We start from the raw sequence: 17,666 nt of genomic DNA, 5'->3' as shown, positions 1-17,666 counted from the left end.
GTTTACCGGCGTTCTCAGTCTGTCGGCGCGGACCCGGCGCATGCGTCGGCGATGGCTTGAGTGTCCCAGTAGAACGGACGGACCTCGGTGATCTGGCCGTCCTTGACCGTGATCGTTTGCAGGATGGGGAAGCTGAGTTCACGGCCAGTCGCACGAACGCGAGCACGGACCTGAGTCAGCACGACCGCAGTCTCACCGGTGGCGAGAAACTCCTGCTCCACCATGTCGAACGTCTCCCAGACCTGTCCCATCGCAAGGAAGAACTCCGTCATTCCGGAGTGCCCACGCCAAGTACCTCCGTATGGCAGAGCATCCGCTTGATGCAGCTCGACATTCGGCGCGAAGAAGGGGGCGAGCAAGTCGAACGAAGCCTCGCCAGGGCCGCCGGCCGCCAGGTACTCCGCCTCAGCTGCATACATGCCGGCGAGCACTGTCACTGAGTCTGTAGTGGATGAAATCGTCATGCCGCCAGCATGATCAGCAACGACGCGTCTTGCTCGCGGAAATCAGACATCGTTGTGCGGCACGATCAGCACTATCGCAACACGCCTAGGCCGTGGTCGCACAACCGCTTTCCAAGCAGCACCTGAACACTGCTCCACCTGCGGCGATACACCTCTCGTCAGCTCGGCGTTCACCGTTCGGCCGCCATGGAGGTGTCCACCTTCGAGAAATGACGAAGCGTCATTGCACCGGTCATTCCCAGGACATGCGAAAGGGCTGTGGCGCGCGATGTCACCTACCGGGTCGTCATCAAACGGGTCGCAGGACCGCTACGAGATCCACCTCCTGGACTCGATCGGCGACACCACGCCCGCCGATGACGAGGCCGCCGCGATCTACCAGCAGAAGGCAGCCGACACCAACTCCGCCCGCCCGCCGTGCACCTGGCAGACGTCCAACATTGCCTTCCTTGCGGCGCGGTTCGCCGACAAGGGTGCGAAGACCGAGGACGCGCGTCACCGTTGTGTGGAACGGCGTGACCGTCCACGACAACGTGGCCATCACCGGCCCGACCGGCGCGGGCGCTCCGGAGGAGCCGACTGCTGGCCCCATCCGCCTCCAGCACCACGGCAACAAGATCCGGTACCGCAACATCTGGATCGAGCCGCTGTCGTAGCGGCACACGAGAACGGCACATGAGATTGGTAGTCGGCCCGGGCATTGCCCAAGCCGGCCGCCATCGTTCGTCCGGCGGGTGCTACTTCTCGAGCACGGTGATCCGCGTCAGCGGCAGACGCAGGGTCCCCGGGCTTCCGGTGAACGTACGGGTGAGGGGGACCCGCGGACGCCTCCTTGCCACCGACCGCGCGCAAAGCACAGCGGCCAGTCATTCAAGGTTCGTACACGGGCGTCACATGCGCTCGCCATGTCCCGTGCCTACTCTGCTCGTTGTGAGAAAGCACATCGCCACCAGCATCGTCCTGGGCCTTGCCCTCGCCGTTCCGACGGCCGCGTGCTCCGCGCAAGCGACCCTCGCACCGACTTCGGAGCAGGCCTCTCCGTCCCGTTCCGACGCCGACAAGGCATACCGGGACCTGATGGACCACAGCCCGAACGCCAAGATCATGACCGCCGCTCACCGCGCCCAGTGGCGCGAAGCCCCCGAGAACAGCCTGCCGGCCTTCGAAGCCGCGCTGGACGACGGAGCCGAGATCGTCGAGACCGACATACGCAAGACCAAGGACGGCCACCTCGTCCTCATGCACGACGAGACGGTGGACCGCACCACCAACGGGACCGGCCGGGTCACCGAACTCACACTGGCCCAGATCAAGTTCCTCCGCCTGAAGAAGGGCCTGGGCGGCACCCAGGCGGCGCTGACCGACGAGCGCGTGCCCACGCTGACCGAGGCGATGGCGGTCGTCAAGGACCGCGGTCTGGTCAACCTGGACAAGGGGTGGAACGTCCGCGAGGAGATGTACGAGGTCCTGACCGAGACCGGCACGGTGCGCAACGGCCTGTTCAAGAGCAGCGCGCCCGTCGCCGAGGTGCAGGAATTCCGCGAGAACCACCCTGACGCGGTCTACATGCACGTCATCTCCGACAGCAACATCGGCGCCATCGACGGATTCGGGGCGAACCAGCCGGTCGCGTACGAGGTCGTCTTCAAGAGCACTGAGGACGCGATCGTCCGCGAGCCGGTCCTCGACCGGATGCGGTCGACCGGCAGGGTCTGGATCAACTCGATGTGGTTCGGGCTGGCCGATCACTACACCGACGAGCGGTCCCTGACCGACCCCGCCAAGGGCTGGGGCGCCCTGGTCGACACATTCGGCGCCTCCATGCTCCAGACAGACAACATCGAGACGCTCGAGTCCTGGCTGAAGACGGACCGGGCAGAGAAACTCGCCCCGCACACCATCCGCATCCAGGGCGAGGACTTCGCGCGGGGCGGCGAAGGCATCGCCTACCACGACAACGACCCGGAGAACCGTGGTGGGAACGTCACTCGGCCCGACGAGGGTGTCGACGTCTGCGATCATCAAGGCGCCGTGTCCGTGTGCTGGATCCGTGGCGGGGAATGGATCGACTACGACTTCACCGTCGAAAAGTCCGGGTACTACGACGTCTCCGCGCGCGTTTCGTCCCCGTACGACCCGGCCGGCACTTACCGCCTCGCCTTCGACGACGGCAGTTCGAGCGAAGGCGTCGCTGTGCAGAACACCACGAGCCACTCGGCGTTCTTCCTGCAGCCCACCGGTGTGAGGCAGTATCTCGAGGCCGGCCGGCACCAGGTGCGCATCAGCATGGACGCCGACGCGTACCAGAACTTCAACCTCGATCTCCTTCAGCTGGACCTGGCTGAGAAGGGCTCCCCCTAAGGGCTGGATTTGATGCTGTCCCCGGCGGGCCGGATCGAGAGACTCAGGTACGACGAATGGTCCCTGGTGGCGGCGGTCATCGACGTCCTGTCGGGCGTCCGCGCGGTCATCGACCCGCGCGGCGCCACAACCCGCTGACGTGGTCGGCGGCGAGGCTCCGGCCCGCTTCCGTATCTCCTGCTCGCTGCCGGAGCGACCGAGCGCAGGCGCCTCACCGTCGTGCCCTCCTTCCGCGTGCTCGCTTACTTCTGGCTGAGCTTGATGTGCTCGGTCAGGTTGCCGATCTCGCTGCCGAGTTTCCGCACAGGGTCGGCGAAGGAGGCCAGGGCGGACTCGAAGTCGACCGTGGCGGCTGAGTGAAGCTCGATGACGGCTGCGTGCTCCAGCCGTGCCCACACTGCGGCTTCGGCTACCAGCGCGTCGCGCTGAGGACTGGCAACCGGGTGCTGGGATGCCTGGGCAAGCAGCTCGCAGGCCTTCTGGCCCGAGGTCCTGTCGTTCACGGACCGAATCTTTCCAGCGGAGGTGGGTGACGGGCGGAATCCGCGCCGGTACACGGCCGTTGACCGCGATCACCTCGGCAACCCGGAACGAGCGGCCGAGCCCGGGCTCGGGGGTTGCCTTGGCCTCCAGGGAGCACTCGCCACCGGCGACCCCGGGCGGCGGACCCACGACGTGCTGACCGCCTGGCGCAACTACGGCGGGGCCTGCGTCGCCGACCGGTTCCGGCGCGCCGTCGCCGAGGGTGAATTTGCCGCCCGGCACCGTACCGGACCGGCTCGCCCGGTACGTCACGTCCGTCTCGTACGGGATCTCGGTGCAGGTTGCGAGCGACATCGGCCGCGACGACCTCCAGCAGGTGGCCGACACCATGCTGCTCAACCGGCCCCCGACGACCTTCGCCTGACCACCATTGGCATCCTGCCGATACGGCGGCGACGAACCCGCCTCTCTTTGGAGCCCAGGTGCGCGGGCCGGCGGCCGGGCACGCTAGGTTGCTCGGATGAGTCTCCTTGATGATGTGGCCGAGCGCGATGGCTGGCGGTGCTGGGTGTGTGACGAAGCGGTCGACCCCGACGAATCGGTGAACGACCCGCGGGGGCCCAGCGTCGACAGCCGGACCGCAGACCGGAAGGCCAAGGTCGCCGAGCGGCTCGCGCACCGCGGATGCAACACCCGAAAGGGCGCGGTCAAGGTGGTCATCGCCTGGCCGGACCGCCTGTACGTGGTCGACCCTGCGCCGCTGATCACCGTTGCCGGGAGGCTGGAGCGCAAGGGGGGCCGCGAGATGGTTGGCCGTTGTCCGACCAGGCGGGACGCCCAAGAGGCGGCGGACTGGCTGGTGGACCGGTTCTCCCGACTCGTTCCTGGTCTGCCGGTGACCGCCGACATCGAGCCGGGCGGCGGCCAGTTCCTCGTCACTCTGGCCACCGGCCGCCGCTGACCAGTCGCGTCGAGCTGAACCATCGGCCGACACCGACCTGTCCTGGCACGAGCTGACCCACATCGCTCGCCCGTGCCCAGCCACGGGTCGATGTCGCCGGTTGCCGCCGTCCAGACGGGGGCCGCTCGCTCGCGCCGTGCGGCCGATCAGCTTCCCGGGCCCCTGTCGGACGAGCGGATCAGCGCAGTCCGGCGAAGAGGTCGTTCTCGGGTACGGCCGCACCGGTGGCGTCCTTGACACGTACGAAGGTCTCCGTGCCCATCAACTCGCCGAACCTCTCCTCGCCCATCTTGAGGAAGAAGATGTTCTCGCCCTGACTGGCGTGCGCGGCCAGCGCATCGAACTTCTGACCGCTGAATGCGGTGGTGTCCACCCACGTGGTGATCTCATCGTCGGGGAGGCCGATCTCGGCCATCGCGGCGGCCTCGGCAGGATCCGGCTCCGGCATGTCCTCATGAAACTCGCGCATGGTCTCCCCGAACCGCTGCATCATCGAGCGGGGCATCGTCGTCCAGTACACCTTCGGTGTCAGCTCGGTCATCTCCAGCGCCGCCATCGTGATGCGGTTGGCCTGGATGTGGTCGGGGTGGCCGTAGAAGCCGTTCTCGTCGTAGGTGACGACGACGTCGGGCCGGTAGTGCCGCATGAGTTCCGCGAGTCGGACAGCGCCTTCCTCCACGGGGGTCTGCCAGAAGGATCCGGGGGCGTCGTTGCTCGGCCAGCCCGTCATCCCGGAGTCGGCATAGTCCAGCGTCTCCAGATCGCTGACCTTCAGGACGTCACAGCTCGCCTTGAGTTCCTGGCGGCGTATCAAGGCGACGGCCGCCGGATCGTGCCCGGGATCGCCCGGCTTGACGCCCCCAGGTCCGTCACCGCAACCACCGTCGGTACACGTCACAAGAACGGTACGGATGCCTTCCGCCGCGTACCGCGCGAGGACCCCTCCGGTTCCGGTGGCCTCGTCGTCGGGGTGGGCGTGCACGGCCATGAGTGTCAACGGCTGGTCAGTCATGAAACAGTCCTCCTGCAATAAGTACGTCGTGGTCCGAGTGCGTGGCGGGCCACCGCGATCCTGGGGCCCGGATCCTGGCGGGACGGACGACCTTGCGGTCTCCGTGTTCCCCGCCCGTGCGGCGCCGGCCCCTCGGTCGATGCAACCGTCCCGACCGGACCAACTGTTCCCGGCGCAGCCAATTGGCCGTCCAGGCGTCGGAGGTTCCACGCGAACGAAGTACAGGCGCGACCTGCCCGTCTCAGCGCCACGTCGGTGTCCGCGGACCGACATCCTGCGCTGCGAGGTCGGCGACGAGTGGCAGCCACCGAGGGGCAACCTGATCCGACCGTCAGGTAGACGTCTCCGGCCTCGTGCCGCTCCTCGACGATGGCAAGAAGCCTGTGGCCTTGGCCCGCGCTGGTACATCGGCTGGCTGGAAAGGGCGGGCCGAGCACGCGGTACTGCCGACATCGTCGAGCGTGGGCCCGCCGTGAGGGACGCATCAGCCGCAGCACTCGCGTCGTCGACGAACCGGAGCCGAACCAAGACCGCGTCGAACACTGCAACGCACCCCACCGTCATAGATGTGATCCCGTTCATGGTGCAGGCTCAACCCAACGCCGACTCTACGGGGAGTACATCGCTCGGAATCCGGCCTTCCTCGCCCGCACGGAGCGGCGCGTGCTGAGCTACTGGTAGGGGTGCTAACCGGCGAATAACCCGCAGGTCAAAAGGGTGCCTTGCCATTTCAAGTGATCGATGAATCGCTCGTCAAGGCTGTCCGTGGTTGCGCTGGTGCGGGCATGCTGCCTGCGCCGGCGGCACCGGGGGCGGTCACGGAGGCAGAGGAGATCATCGGCTTTCCTCTCCCGCCTCTGCTGCGGCACCTCTACTTGGAGGTGGCAAACGGAGGCTTCGGCCCGGCAGAGGGCATCCTTGGAGTTCGCGGAGGAGCTAGCCAAGGCGACTGGAACGACTTGGCAGAGATCTATCAAGACGGGCCGGATCCCTCCGGTCAGATCCCTGTCGGCCTGGTGCCGGTGTACGACTGGGGATGCACCATCTGGTCTCTGGTTGACTTCCGAGACCCCGCCGGGCCGATGTGGTGCACGCATGAGGGCCACCACTGGCCTCAGGGCATCAACTTGGCAGAGTGGCTGAGCGCGACTATCGAAGGTGCGCTGCCTGCCGAGGGCATCCTGGACAGCGAACCCGCGTGCTGAAGGAGGCCCGGTCCCCTCGCGTCTGGTTTCATTCGACCCGTTCGTCGCAGAAAGCAGCGAGGCGACCGCGCTGAGCTGCCGCCACCGACGACGGCAGCCGCACGCCGGCGCCGCCGGGCGTGCGGCCGTCCCGTCAGGCGGAGAGGACCGCGGCGACGTCCGCCCGCAGCGCCGGCAGCTCGCCGTACAGCGTGGTGCCGGGGCACTCCGTGGCGAGCCAGTCGCGGTGGCCGCTGATCATGGGAACGTTCCTCGTGACCCCGTTGACCGGGTTGACGAAGGTGACGTCGGCCTGTGGGTCGAAATCGTGCGCCCCGGACAGCGCCGCCAGGAGCAGGGTGAGCGAGTCACGGGCCGCCGCGGCCGTGGACTGGTCGCTGAAGGTGCCGAGCAGGGCGATGCCGAGGTTGCCCGAGTTGTACCCGGCGGCGTGGAAGGCGGTCACCATCTTCCCGGTGGTGTCGTGGGCCGGGAGGCCGTCCTCGCCCGAGTACCGGCCCTCGTAGATCCGCCCGGCCTCGTCGATGAGGAAGTGGTAGCCGATGTCGCCCCAGTCGTTCGTGATCGCGTGCTGGTAGTAGTACGCCCGGATCGTGGCCGCCGGGTCCGGGTCGCCGTTGACGCCGGCCGTGTGATGGACGGTCAGGGTTTGCGCCGGGTAGTAGGTCTGCGGCGAGTTCTCGCTGCCGTCCGCCTTGAAGCGCAGCGACTCGTCGGCTCCCCAGCCCGCGCGCGTGACGTACTCGACGCTCCCGATGCGGCGGGTCGCGGGGGCGCTGGAGGCCGCAGCCGTAGGGCCGTTCACCGTGTCGACGGCGACCGCGCGCAGCTCGCCCGCTCCGTCCGGCAGGCGGAGCTCGTACCCGGCGGCACCGCCGGCCGGCACCAGCACGCCGATGCGCGTGGCGGGGTCACCGTCGGCACCGCCCGCGCACATCGACTGCAGCGCGGTCCACTCGCCGCGCCTGCCGTCCTGTCCGAGCAGCCGGATGCCCGCCCCGCGCCGGGGGCCGTTCCAGGAGACTCCGACGTACTCGATGGGGAAGTCCGCCCGGACCGTCCGTCCGGCCACACTGCTGACGGGCGTGACACGGGTCCGGGGCACCCGGGCGGCCGGCGCGGCCACGGCGGGGGTGACGGTGGCGGTGGCGAGGCCCGCTGCGGCGGCGACTCCGGCCGCCTGGAGGACGGTTCGCCGCTTCACGTATGGCTGGTGACGCAAGGTCAGTCCCTTCATCAGAGGATGAGCATCATAGACATGGCACCTCTCGGCGCGACCAGCACAGCTCGGGGCGGCACCGGCCTCGCGTCCGCTTCGGCTCTCGTGACGTCACAGGGCTTGGACCGATCTCGATTCCGGTGACGCACAGGGCCGGGGACGCAGCCCTGGGCCAGCCTGTCGACGCGAGCCTCACAGAAGGGTTCCGGCGGGGAGTCGCCGTGCTCCAAGACCTTCTGGAAGACAACGAGGCCGAGACTGCGGAGGCTTTCACCGGCTGGACCTGGCCGACGGGCCTTGAGGTACGCGCTCGTGATCGCCTCACACCTGGAGAAGGTCGCCAGCAAGCCGACCCAGGGGGCACATTGACGACTTACGCAGTTACTTGGAGGGGGTCACGTGATGTACCGACAGCTTCGCACCAGCCGCGGCGTCATCGCCAATCACGGCCTCCCCAACTCGCGGTACATACAAGCCCCTTTGCGGGAGTCAGGCCATCGTCCCGTCGGCGCACTCCACTGGCGGCAGTACCAAGCCGGGGCGGTAACGCCCTGATCGGGCTCACGCCAAGGAGGTGTCTGCGGCGGAGTCGTGCCGTCCCGCAGAGAACCCCTCGCCCAACGGGCCGCACCCATGAACGCCGGTCCGGCCGGCCCGAGGGCGGCCGGGTACAGTGCGCGGGACTGCAGCCTGGTTTGTGAGGGGAAGCGTGACCGACTCCAGCGACACCCGACCCGCCGACAGTGAGGCGCAAGCACAACGGCAGAGCCGGCTGCAGCGCCTGATGCGCTACCTCCCGCTGATCGCCCCTGTCCTGCTGTGGACAGTGCCGTACGGGGTGCTCCTGCACACCGGCCAGCACTGGCCGCTGCCCGTCACGCTCGCCGGCACCGCACTGTTCGCCCTCGGCCTCGTCGGCATGCCGCTCGCGATGATGCGCGGCCACGGCCGGCGCCAGCAGGACCTGGCGGCGATCGTCGGTGACACCCTGCTCGGCATCAGCTGGGTCCTGTTCACCTGGTCCGTTCTGCTCGGCGTCCTGCTACGGCTCGCCCTGACCGTGGCCGACGTCGGCGATGGCCAGGACCGGGCCCGAGTCGTCACCTGGGCCGTCCTCGGCGTAGCCGCCGTACTGCTCGCCTGGGGGTACGCCGAGGCCCGCCGCGTGCCACGCGTGCGCCAGCTCGACGTGCAACTCCCCCGGCTAGGTGCAGGGTTGGACGGCATACGCGTCGTCCTCATCACCGACACCCACTACGGCCCCCTCGACCGCGCCCGCTGGTCGGCACAGGTGTGCGAAACGGTGAACACCCTGAAGGCCGACCTGGTCTGCCACACCGGCGACATCGCGGACGGCACGGCCGAATGCCGCCGCGCCCAGGCCGCCCCGCTCGCTACCGTGCAGGCGACTCGTGCCCGTGTCTACGTCACCGGCAACCACGAGTACTACAGCGAGGCCCAGGGCTGGGTCGACCTGATGGAGGAGCTGGGCTGGGAGCCACTCCGCAACCGCCACCTGCTGCTCGAACGCGGAGGCGACACCCTCGTGGTCGCCGGCGTGGATGACGTCACCGCCGAGTCCTCCGGCCTGGCCAGCCATCGCGCCCACCTCGCCGGAGCCTTGAACGGCGCCGACCGCGACCTACCCGTCCTGCTCTTGGCACACCAGCCCAAGTTCATCGACCGGGCGGCAGCCGACGGCATCGACCTCCAACTCTCCGGCCACACCCACGGCGGCCAGATCTGGCCCTTCCACCACCTGGTCCGCATCGACCAGCCCGCCCTCGCCGGCCTCAGCCATCACGGCCCCCGCACTCTGCTCTACACCAGCCGAGGCACCGGCTTCTGGGGCCCGCCATTCCGCATCTTCGCTCCCAGCGAGATCACCCTGCTCGTGCTCCGCTCCCCGCACCTGCCCACCTCGATGTAGCACTCGCTCGACGGGCGGCACAATTGCTTGGAGCGGTCCCACGAGCCGTGAGGTGCGACGTCGACATGACCAGGCGCGTCTCGCTTCTCGTCTCCTACGGTCCGAAGAAGCTCGGTCGCGAGATGCGGCCTGAGGGTAGGGCGTGGAAGGTGCAACCGCGCTCGCACCGGCGACGAAGACGAGTCGGCCGACCGCAGCCCGGATGGAAAGCGTGGTCCTCACGGGGGGGGCGAAGGTGGCTAAGGCCGACGGCGCCCTGGGGACTGGCGCCGCCGGCGCAGGGCCTACACCCCTTCCTGAACGTCCTGGTCGACCGGGACCTCCTCGAACTGCGTGGCGGGTGCGTCGCTCGCCACGACCCCGTCCGGCGCGAGGGTCACCGGGGGCAGGGACTCGGCCTCCGGCACGACAAGTTCGCTTTCCAGCCCCGCCTGGCCCTTCAGCCCGCGGAAGTTCTCCTCCACCACGCCGCCGAGCGCGGCACACCAGGTACTCAGGTCCACCCGCCCGGTGACCCGGAGCCCGTGCAGGGCCTGCAGCTTGGCGACCGCGACCCACGTCGCCCGGTCGAAGGTGCCGGTCGCCTTCACGGCGTACAGCTTGGTCGCCAGGATCGACTGGACACCGAGCACACCGGACCCGGTGGCACCCATGCCGATCTCCGGGGCGAGTGCCTCCCAGGCCGGCCCGGTCATCGTGCCGTCCGAGGCGGTGGGGAAGCCGTGCGCCGTCTGGAAGGCGCGCACCGCTGCCAGCGTGGCCGGTCCGAAGGCCCCGTCCGCGACGAGGTTGAAGCCGTGGGTGTTCAGCAGGTGCTGCAGCGTACGGACCGTGGCGCCCGCGCAGGAGGTGAACGTGTCGGGCCAGGTACGGGCCGGGATGGTGCTCGGGTCCTGGCCGAGGCGCTTGGCAACGTGGAGTCGGAGCTGCGGGAAGGTGGAGTAGAACTTGGCACCGGGGCACTGGGTGTTGTTCCAGTCCCAGTGGCCGGTGATGTTCTGGGCGCCGAAGCCGTACTGGGTGCAGATGGTGGCGGAGAGCTGAACCAGCGACCACCACAGCTTCCCGGTGGGCAGCTCGTCGATGTAGGTGCCCTCGTTCTCGATGCCGATCGACTGGGTGTTCTGGCCGACGGCATGCGCGCTGACGACCTGGTAGCCGCCGTCATCGAGCGCGTCCAGGCTGCCGTGGCGGCCTTCCAGCACATAACCGCCACGGCTGATGCTGAAGTGGTTTCCGGTGTCCGACCAGCCGTTCTTGTCCATGTGAATGTATTGGACACGCTCGGCGCAGGCGATGGCCGCCTCCATCGAGAAGTCCGCGGTGTTCGGGAACGCCATGTGGTGTACCACGATCCGCCGGGTGGAGCCCGTCCGTGTCGACAGCGCCCCGGCGGGCGGCCGGGCACCCCACTCGTCGCAGCTCATGATGTACCCGGTGTCCGACAGGTCGGCCGGAGCGGCTGCCGAGGTGCCGCTCGCACCAGCCAGCTGGCCGGCCCCGAGACCGGCGACGGCGGCTGCGCCGGCGCCGGCCCGCAGGGCATTGCGCCGGGATATGTACACGGGCTCGAAGGACATCAGGCGTTCCTCTCCAGGGCTGTCCGGGGGTCTCGCGCCGCTACGCCACGCTGCTCCGTGTACGCCAGCAGGCAGCCTTCCTTCTAGCCCATGGACGGCCCCAATGTCCAGGGTGCGTACGGTCGTTGACCATCGGCAAGGCCCCGAGGCGCAACCTGCCGACCCCGGTGAGCACCCACTCGTACTGCCTCGCCAACGCTTGGCGGCCGCGACTGGCCGACGACACCGGGCGCGGGGTGGTCCAGAGGCTGCGGCTGCGGCAGCGCACGCGGGATGGTCACGGCAGGACGTAGGAGTAGACGTCCTCGAGGTTCATGTTCTCGTCCATCAGGTAGACGGTGTCGCCCCCGGTGTTGTTGAACATGCCGACCGAGTAACCGTTGTAGTAGGCGTCGGCCCTGTTGGTGCCGGTGTTGACGTAGACCAGGAACAGGCCGCCCGGCTGGATGACGGCCTTGTCGCCGGTGCTCAGCCAGATGTTGGCGGCGTGGTCGGTCAGCGTGTGGCTGGAGATGTCGATCGGCCGGTCGGTGGTGTTGCGCAGGGCGACGTACTCGCCGTTCTCGGGCTGATTGTCCTCGCCGCTCGGGTTCTCCATGACGTGTGCGATCTCGACGCCGTCGAGGCCCAGGCGCGGGTCCTTGCCGGCCACGACGCGCTTCGCGACAGCCGGCACGTTGGTGACCAGGTAGTCATAGCCCTGGTTCCGCGCCAACCGGATCGACGTGGGGCTGTCGACCGGGTCGGAGTACACCTTGAGGCCCACCTCGTGCGCGCGGTCGATGTCCGCGGCCGTAGTCACGGTCGGCGAGGCGTACACGGCGTCCGTCCACGTCGCGAGTTCGGCCAACCGGCTGTCGTCGAGCATCGGGCCTCCCGACAGCCAAGAGATGCGGACCTGGGGCAGCAGCGCGGCGAACTCGCGCAGCGCAGCCTCGTCCCGGGAGTGGACCGCGATCTCGGACATGCCGGTGCGCGGGTTCACGCGATCGTCGGTGTAGCCGTACTCCGCCAGAAGTGCGGCGAGTTCGGTGGCCACGCCGGGGCTGTTCTGCGGCGACTTCATCTCGAGGTTGAAGCCGGTCTTCCCGCGTGCCAGGACAAGCACCTCCTCGAGGGTGGGGACGCGCTCCGCCGCGAACTTCTCATGCACCCACGAGCCCGCGTCGAGCTGCTTGATCTCGGCGAGCGTGAAGTCGCCGACGCGCCACGGCGCCCGGTCGGAGAAGATCTGCTCGGCGTCGGTGGTGGTGTCGAGGGTGTCGTCGTGGACCAGCACCAGCTCGCCGTCCCGCGTGAGCTGGACGTCGCCCTCCAGCACCGCCGCGCCCTCAGCGATCGCGGCCCGGTAGGCCGCCAACGTCTCCTCCGGCGCGACGCGCGGCGAACCGCGATGGGCGACGATCGGATTCTTGATCCGCTTCGCCGTCTGCTGGGCGGTGCTCCCGGTCGTCTCGGCGGTCACGGTGCTGACTGATCCCTGCGCCGGAGTCGCGAGGGAGACGATGGCGGCCAGGGCAGCGCCGGCAGCGAGAGCACGGACAACTCTTATGCGGTCAGGCATCGGAAACCTTCGGTTGAAGTCCGGATCGTCGCAGGGAGCCTATGAGCGCCGCTTGTCCCGCTTGGGTTCGGCGGGTGAAATTACCCCCAACTCCAGCGGGACAGTTCGGCATTCAAGGAGCGTCGGCCGGGAGCGGGAACGTCCCTCTCGCCAAGTCCCCTCGGGTTCCCTATTGGTTAATGATCAGGATGCCCTGCTGTCGCCACCCTCACCTACTCTCCGCGAGCATGACATCCCGTAACCAGTCCGCACCTGGCAGATTCGCCATGGCGTTCGCAGCCGCCGGTTCGCTCACGCTGCTCTCCCTCGCCCCTGCCGCCCACGCCGACATCACCCCTGAACCCGGCGACGTGGTCATCTCCGAGAACTTCGAATCCGGCTCCATACCCGCGAACTGGCGCGCGATCGACGGCAACTGGCAGGTGAAGGACGGCCGCCTGGTCGGCACGGCGACCTCCGGTTCCAACAAGCTCACCTTCGGCCCCCATCTGAGCGACTTCCAGTTCGAGGCGACCGCGCGTTTCGAGAGCGTCAACGATGCCTCGCGCTGGTTCGCCATGGGCATGGACGTACCCGCATCCGGTGCCACCCCGTGGTGGATCGCCACCCTGCGCAGCGGCAGCACCGCCCCCAACGGCGTGGAATTCGCGCAACTGACTCCGGGCGGCTCGTGGAACGTCACCAACACCGCCTCCGCCCCCACCGCCGCAGCCACCGGACGGGACGTGAAGGTGCGCATCGAGGTGCACGGCCATCGAGCCGTCTGGTTCCTGGACGGCAAGCAGCTCACGAAGACCAACCAGCTCCAGCGTTCCGCCGACGGCGGTCTCGCGCTGATCGTGAACGGCGCGAAGGTCTCCTTCGACGACGTGAAGGTGACCGCTCTGGGGCCGGGCAGCCACCTCCGCCCCGAGGGCGCTCCCGTCACCGTCATCGGACACCGCGGAGCGTCCTCCGCGGCGCCGGAGAACACGATGTACGCCCAGGAGGTCGGGCGCCGCGGAGGAGCGGACTTCATCGAGAACGACGTCCAGCTCAGCAAGGACGGCGTGCCGTATCTGATGCACGACAACACCGTCGATCGCACCACCGACGGCACCGGCGACATCACCACCCTCACCTCGGACCAGCTCGACCGCCTCGACGCGGGCTCCTGGTTCGCCCCGGCCTTCGCCGGCGCACACGTGCCCACGCTCGCCGAGCAGCTGGTAGACCTGCGCACCCGCGGCGGCGAACTCCTGCTGGAGGTCAAGCGGGCACAGAGCAAGAGCGAGGTCGCCGCGATGATCGACGTCGTGCGCGCCGAGCGGATGACCGACCGCGTCTTCGTGCAGAGCTTCAGCCGGGACCACTTGCGCTGGGTACATGAGCTCGCCCCCGAGCTGCCGATCGGTCTGCTGGTCGGCGGCCTCGACGCCGATCCCGTGGCCGTCGCCAAGGACCTGCACCTGTCGTCGTACAACCCGAGCGGCGGCGCCCTCGATACCCGGCCGGGGATCGTGGCGGACCTGCACAAGGCGGGTGTTGCCACCATGGTGTGGACCATCAACTCGGCGGCGGACTGGAAGAGGTACGACGGCTACGGCGTCGACGGCATCATCACCGACCGGCCCACCGAACTCGCCACCTGGAACGCGTCCCGCGCACAGGCCCGGCCCACGCCCGAGCCGACCGCGAACGTCACCTCACCGGCCGACGACGCCGTCCTCGACCGCGGCCAGCGCCCCGTCGTCGCCGTCGACACGGAGCACGCCGACGCCGCGAAGACGGAGATCACGGTCGACGGCCGGCCGCACAAGGCCGGGGAGGTGCTCGACCTGACGCAGTTCACCGCCGGCGAGCACACCGTGCGCGTGTCCACGACCGGCGCCGGCGGCACCGCCGTCGCCACCACCACCTTCACCGTCAAGGCCGATCAGGCCGGCCTCGGGCATCTGATTCTGACCTCCGAGGGCAGGACACAGACCGTCGCCGACCTGCTCGGCAAGCTCGCCCACGGCAAATACGACCAGGTGGCGGCGACAGCGGCCAAGGCCGGCGTGCACGGCGACCTTCCGGCCCCCGCTGCGGAGCTGATCGCCGCCGATGCCCGGCAGCTCCAGACGGACGCGGACGCCCGCTGAACCACGAGTCCCCGGCTCTGCACCTGGCGATCGGCCCACCGTCTACCTCGAACTGGCTGATCAAGCGCAGTATCGGCGCCCGCCGACACCCGGTCGCGGTGCGTCGGGGGTCCTCCCGGCAGTCGGTGCCGGGTCAAGGCCATCAGCCGGCAGGCCGCCTTGCACCTGATTGCCGAGGACGGATCCCGCTACACACGGTGAGGAATTGCGAGATTTTCGCCACCATTCGTAACTGATCGCATGATCAGAAACACAGCGCGTGCGCTCTGCGCCGCCTCGCTCGTCATCGCCCCGCTCGCCCTGAGCTCGCCCGCCCACGCCGCGACCACCTGCACGGTCAACGGCGTCCCGAAGTCGGGACCGACCGTCAACGGCACGGCCGGCAGCGACTTCATCCGGTGTTCGTCGGTCGACCCGGGCCACACGGTAAATGGCCTCGGTGGCAACGACTACATCGTTCTCACCGGCCCCACCCAGGGCGTCGTCACCGGCGGCCCGGGCCAGGACTACATCACGTCCCGGTCGAACGTCGTGGTCAGCGGCCAGGTCGCCGGCAACGGGGCCGCGGACTACATCGTGGTGGACGGCCTGCTGGCACCCGGCGGCAGCGCCGACGGCAATGACGGCAATGACGGCAATGACGGCAATGACGGCAACGACTACCTCAGGGTCAACGTGAACCAGGGAACCGCCAACGGCGGCGCCGGATTCGACGCCTGCCAAGTCAACACCGGCAACCCGCCCATCAACTGTGAGTTCTGACGCACCAAGCCGATGCTCGCCACCACCCGCGGTGGCGAGCATCGGCGTATATCGGCTCTGCAGGACGGCCGTCTTCGTGTGAACGCACTGCACCAGGCGAATCAGCACACGCTAGCGCAACAGCGCGCAGACGAAGTTCTCCTCCACCTTCCGCAGCCGCTCCAGCAGTTCCGGCTTGTTCGTCTTGTTGATCTGGGTGGTGAGGGAGACGGTCAGCGACCGCTTGCCGTCCGGGGTGGCTGCGATCAGCTGCGTGTAGCCGGGGAAGTTGCCCGTGTGGCCGTACACCACGCCGCACCGGGTGGTGTACCGGAAGATCGCCAGACCGGCTTTGTTCTTGCCTGGGCCCGCGGGTTCTGATGCGCCGTTCACCCACTTCACCTGCTGACGGCGTGTCCGGTCGGAGATCAGCCTTCCGCCGGCGTAACCGCGGATGAAGGCCGTCATGTCCTTCGGCGTCGAGAGGATCCCGCCCGATGCCCACACGCCCGACGCACCCAGCACCTCGCTGACGTCCTCGGGCGGGTTCGGCGGGGTGACGTCGTAGCCGTGCATGTACGGCTCGGGCAGCCGGTAGCCCTGCGGCAGGCTCGTACTGCGCAGATTCAGCGGGCGGTACACGTACCGGGCGAGCAGATCTTCGTAGCGGCAGCCTGTCACCGCCTCCGCCATCAGCGCCACGGCGATGTTGTCGGAGTTGGAGTACACGTACCGGGACCCCGGACGGAACGCCAGCGGCTCGTCGGCCACGAAGTCCAGCAGGCGGCGGGAGTCGAAGTGGCGGCGCGGGTTCTCCTCCAGCAGGGCCCGGAACTCCGGGGCCGCGGAGTAGTCCGGCAGTCCGCTGGTGTGGTTCAGGAGCTGCCGCAGCGTCACCCGATGCCATGCACGCGGCAGCCGGGGAAGCACCTTGCCGATGGTGTCGTTCAGGCGCAGTTTCCCGCGGTCGACGAGCTGGAGGGAGACCGCGCCGCTGTACGCCTTGGCTGTACTGGCGATGCGCATGTGGTCGGTGGCCTCGATCGGACGGTCGGTGCCGGTCTCGGCGACGCCCGCCCGGAAGACCTCGGTGCGGGACTCGCGCTTGAGGACGGCAATCGCGCCGGGCGGTCCGCCCGGCGCGGTGGTCAGTTCCTGCAATTGCCGTCGCAGGGAGCGGTTGTCGTCGGCGGGGCCGTTCGCAGCTTGGGCCGGGGCATGCACCAGCCCTGCCATGCAGGCAGCGGCCAGCAGAGCGACAAGGGATGGGCGGAACTGCGGGGAGCTGGGGACTGACACGGAAGGACTCCTGAAGCGTGAGCGCGGTGGGACGTTCAGCTTCACCCGTCGGTCGGCAACCTGCGCGCTGCTCTGCTCCAACCAGCCGAGCAGCGGTACGCGGCCGACGACGAGGCCCGCGCAGCGCTTCGCTGGAACTAGAAGGTGTAGCGGGTGTGGCTGAACACCTGGCCGTCGTGCCCGAAGCCGTACGCCGTGCCGGGTGCCACCGCGAACAGCAGGTCCTTGCCCTGGCGGATGCCGTCGCCGAAGCCGTAGAAGGTTCCCTCCGGCGAGGTGATGTGGTCCCCGTACTGCGCCGCGAACGCCGCGATGACCTCGTCCTGCCGTGCCGGATCCGTCACCCGCTCCGCCGTGCCCTCGATCACGATGTCGAGGCCTTCGGAGAGTGAGCTGTTCCCTGTGGTGATGGCGCAGTGGGCGTTGCCGGCCAGGTTCTTCGCCTTCTGCTCGCCCGGCCCGGTGCTGAAGTGCAGCGCCCCGTCGTGCCAGGCGGCGATCAGTGGCGTGACGTGCAGCCGGCCGTCCGGCCGGACCGTGGTGATCCAGAAGACCTCGGCGGCCCGCATACGGTGCTGGGCCTCGGCCCAGTCGGTGGCGGTGACGTTCTCCGCGCCCGGGCGCGGGTTGAGCGCGGAGCTGTAGCGGGCGTCGAGCTCGGCCTTGGGTTGCTTCGGCGTCATGTGCGGAACTCCCTTTCCCTCTTGCTTCTTGTCACGAAGGC

The 17,666-nt window shown here is 68.7% G+C and carries 16 protein-coding genes and 1 pseudogene; 9 read left to right on the top strand and 8 right to left on the bottom strand.

The genetic code is table 11. From position 1 onward, the window contains the following. Positions 1-14: 14 nt before the first annotated feature. Positions 15-464 carry a nuclear transport factor 2 family protein gene (locus tag ACWGO0_RS15050; RefSeq protein WP_453533639.1) on the bottom strand — a complete coding sequence of 150 codons (450 nt, stop codon included), beginning with the start codon at positions 462-464 and terminating at the stop codon, positions 15-17. A 301-nt stretch (positions 465-765) separates the two neighbouring features. Between ACWGO0_RS15050 and ACWGO0_RS15045 the strand changes: the two are divergent. The 3 genes and pseudogenes from ACWGO0_RS15045 to ACWGO0_RS15035 form a co-directional block, all read left to right on the top strand. After that, positions 766-1,120 (top strand): annotated as a pseudogene (locus ACWGO0_RS15045) (3-keto-disaccharide hydrolase); the annotation flags it as partial. 274 nt (positions 1,121-1,394) lie between these two features. Further along, on the top strand, positions 1,395-2,825 hold the full coding sequence (locus tag ACWGO0_RS15040) for a glycerophosphodiester phosphodiesterase family protein (protein WP_453533636.1): 1,431 nt from the start codon (positions 1,395-1,397) through the stop codon (positions 2,823-2,825). Positions 2,826-2,837: 12 nt separating this feature from the next. Beyond that, a complete protein-coding gene (locus ACWGO0_RS15035) occupies positions 2,838-2,963 on the top strand; it encodes a hypothetical protein (protein WP_453533633.1) in 126 nt (41 codons plus the stop codon). A gap of 104 nt (positions 2,964-3,067) precedes the next feature. Here ACWGO0_RS15035 and ACWGO0_RS15030 read toward each other — a convergent pair whose 3' ends face one another. Beyond that, entirely contained in the window at positions 3,068-3,328 is a 261-nt protein-coding gene (locus tag ACWGO0_RS15030; protein ID WP_453533630.1) for a hypothetical protein, read from the bottom strand. Positions 3,329-3,570: 242 nt separating this feature from the next. On the opposite strand from ACWGO0_RS15030, the gene ACWGO0_RS15025 reads away from it, so the two are divergent. Both ACWGO0_RS15025 and ACWGO0_RS15020 read left to right on the top strand, forming a co-directional pair. Next, complete coding sequence (locus ACWGO0_RS15025) at positions 3,571-3,732, top strand: hypothetical protein (protein ID WP_453533627.1); 162 nt, start codon at positions 3,571-3,573, stop codon at positions 3,730-3,732. A 96-nt stretch (positions 3,733-3,828) separates the two neighbouring features. Further along, positions 3,829-4,269 carry a hypothetical protein gene (locus tag ACWGO0_RS15020; protein ID WP_453533624.1) on the top strand — a complete coding sequence of 147 codons (441 nt, stop codon included), beginning with the start codon at positions 3,829-3,831 and terminating at the stop codon, positions 4,267-4,269. A 178-nt stretch (positions 4,270-4,447) separates the two neighbouring features. On the opposite strand, the gene ACWGO0_RS15015 is transcribed toward ACWGO0_RS15020, so the two are convergent. Further along, the gene (locus tag ACWGO0_RS15015) at positions 4,448-5,281 is read right to left on the bottom strand and encodes a PIG-L family deacetylase (protein ID WP_453533621.1); all 834 of its coding nucleotides are present in this window, start codon (positions 5,279-5,281) and stop codon (positions 4,448-4,450) included. A gap of 734 nt (positions 5,282-6,015) precedes the next feature. On the opposite strand from ACWGO0_RS15015, the gene ACWGO0_RS15010 reads away from it, so the two are divergent. Further along, positions 6,016-6,486: an SMI1/KNR4 family protein gene (locus tag ACWGO0_RS15010; RefSeq protein ID WP_453533618.1), complete on the top strand. Its 471-nt coding sequence runs from the start codon at positions 6,016-6,018 to the stop codon at positions 6,484-6,486. 133 nt (positions 6,487-6,619) lie between these two features. On the opposite strand, the gene ACWGO0_RS15005 is transcribed toward ACWGO0_RS15010, so the two are convergent. Continuing rightward, a complete protein-coding gene (locus ACWGO0_RS15005) occupies positions 6,620-7,690 on the bottom strand; it encodes an N-acetylmuramoyl-L-alanine amidase (RefSeq protein WP_453533615.1) in 1,071 nt (356 codons plus the stop codon). Positions 7,691-8,414: 724 nt separating this feature from the next. Here ACWGO0_RS15005 and ACWGO0_RS15000 point away from each other — a divergent pair. Continuing rightward, positions 8,415-9,635, top strand: coding sequence for a metallophosphoesterase (locus ACWGO0_RS15000; protein ID WP_453533612.1), 1,221 nt, complete (start codon positions 8,415-8,417; stop codon positions 9,633-9,635). Between the two features lie 284 nt (positions 9,636-9,919). On the opposite strand, the gene ACWGO0_RS14995 is transcribed toward ACWGO0_RS15000, so the two are convergent. Beyond that, complete coding sequence (locus ACWGO0_RS14995; protein WP_453533610.1) at positions 9,920-11,215, bottom strand: peptidoglycan recognition protein family protein; 1,296 nt, start codon at positions 11,213-11,215, stop codon at positions 9,920-9,922. A 277-nt stretch (positions 11,216-11,492) separates the two neighbouring features. Continuing rightward, the gene (locus ACWGO0_RS14990) at positions 11,493-12,680 is read right to left on the bottom strand and encodes a glycerophosphodiester phosphodiesterase family protein (protein ID WP_453533607.1); all 1,188 of its coding nucleotides are present in this window, start codon (positions 12,678-12,680) and stop codon (positions 11,493-11,495) included. 326 nt (positions 12,681-13,006) lie between these two features. Between ACWGO0_RS14990 and ACWGO0_RS14985 the strand changes: the two genes are divergently transcribed. Then, the gene (locus ACWGO0_RS14985; RefSeq protein WP_453533604.1) at positions 13,007-14,902 is read left to right on the top strand and encodes a glycerophosphodiester phosphodiesterase family protein; all 1,896 of its coding nucleotides are present in this window, start codon (positions 13,007-13,009) and stop codon (positions 14,900-14,902) included. A 240-nt stretch (positions 14,903-15,142) separates the two neighbouring features. Then, complete coding sequence (locus ACWGO0_RS14980; RefSeq protein ID WP_453533602.1) at positions 15,143-15,664, top strand: hypothetical protein; 522 nt, start codon at positions 15,143-15,145, stop codon at positions 15,662-15,664. Positions 15,665-15,775: 111 nt separating this feature from the next. On the opposite strand, the gene ACWGO0_RS14975 is transcribed toward ACWGO0_RS14980, so the two are convergent. Then, positions 15,776-16,879, bottom strand: coding sequence for a serine hydrolase domain-containing protein (locus ACWGO0_RS14975; RefSeq protein ID WP_453533749.1), 1,104 nt, complete (start codon positions 16,877-16,879; stop codon positions 15,776-15,778). A gap of 200 nt (positions 16,880-17,079) precedes the next feature. After that, complete coding sequence (locus tag ACWGO0_RS14970) at positions 17,080-17,625, bottom strand: pyridoxamine 5'-phosphate oxidase family protein (RefSeq protein ID WP_453533599.1); 546 nt, start codon at positions 17,623-17,625, stop codon at positions 17,080-17,082. Between the last annotated feature and the right edge of the window lie 41 nt (positions 17,626-17,666).

It is taken from the genome of Streptomyces sp. NPDC055749 (assembly GCF_053617235.1).
Note: the sequence above shows the minus strand (reverse complement) of the source record. Positions and strands in the feature narration are given on the sequence as shown.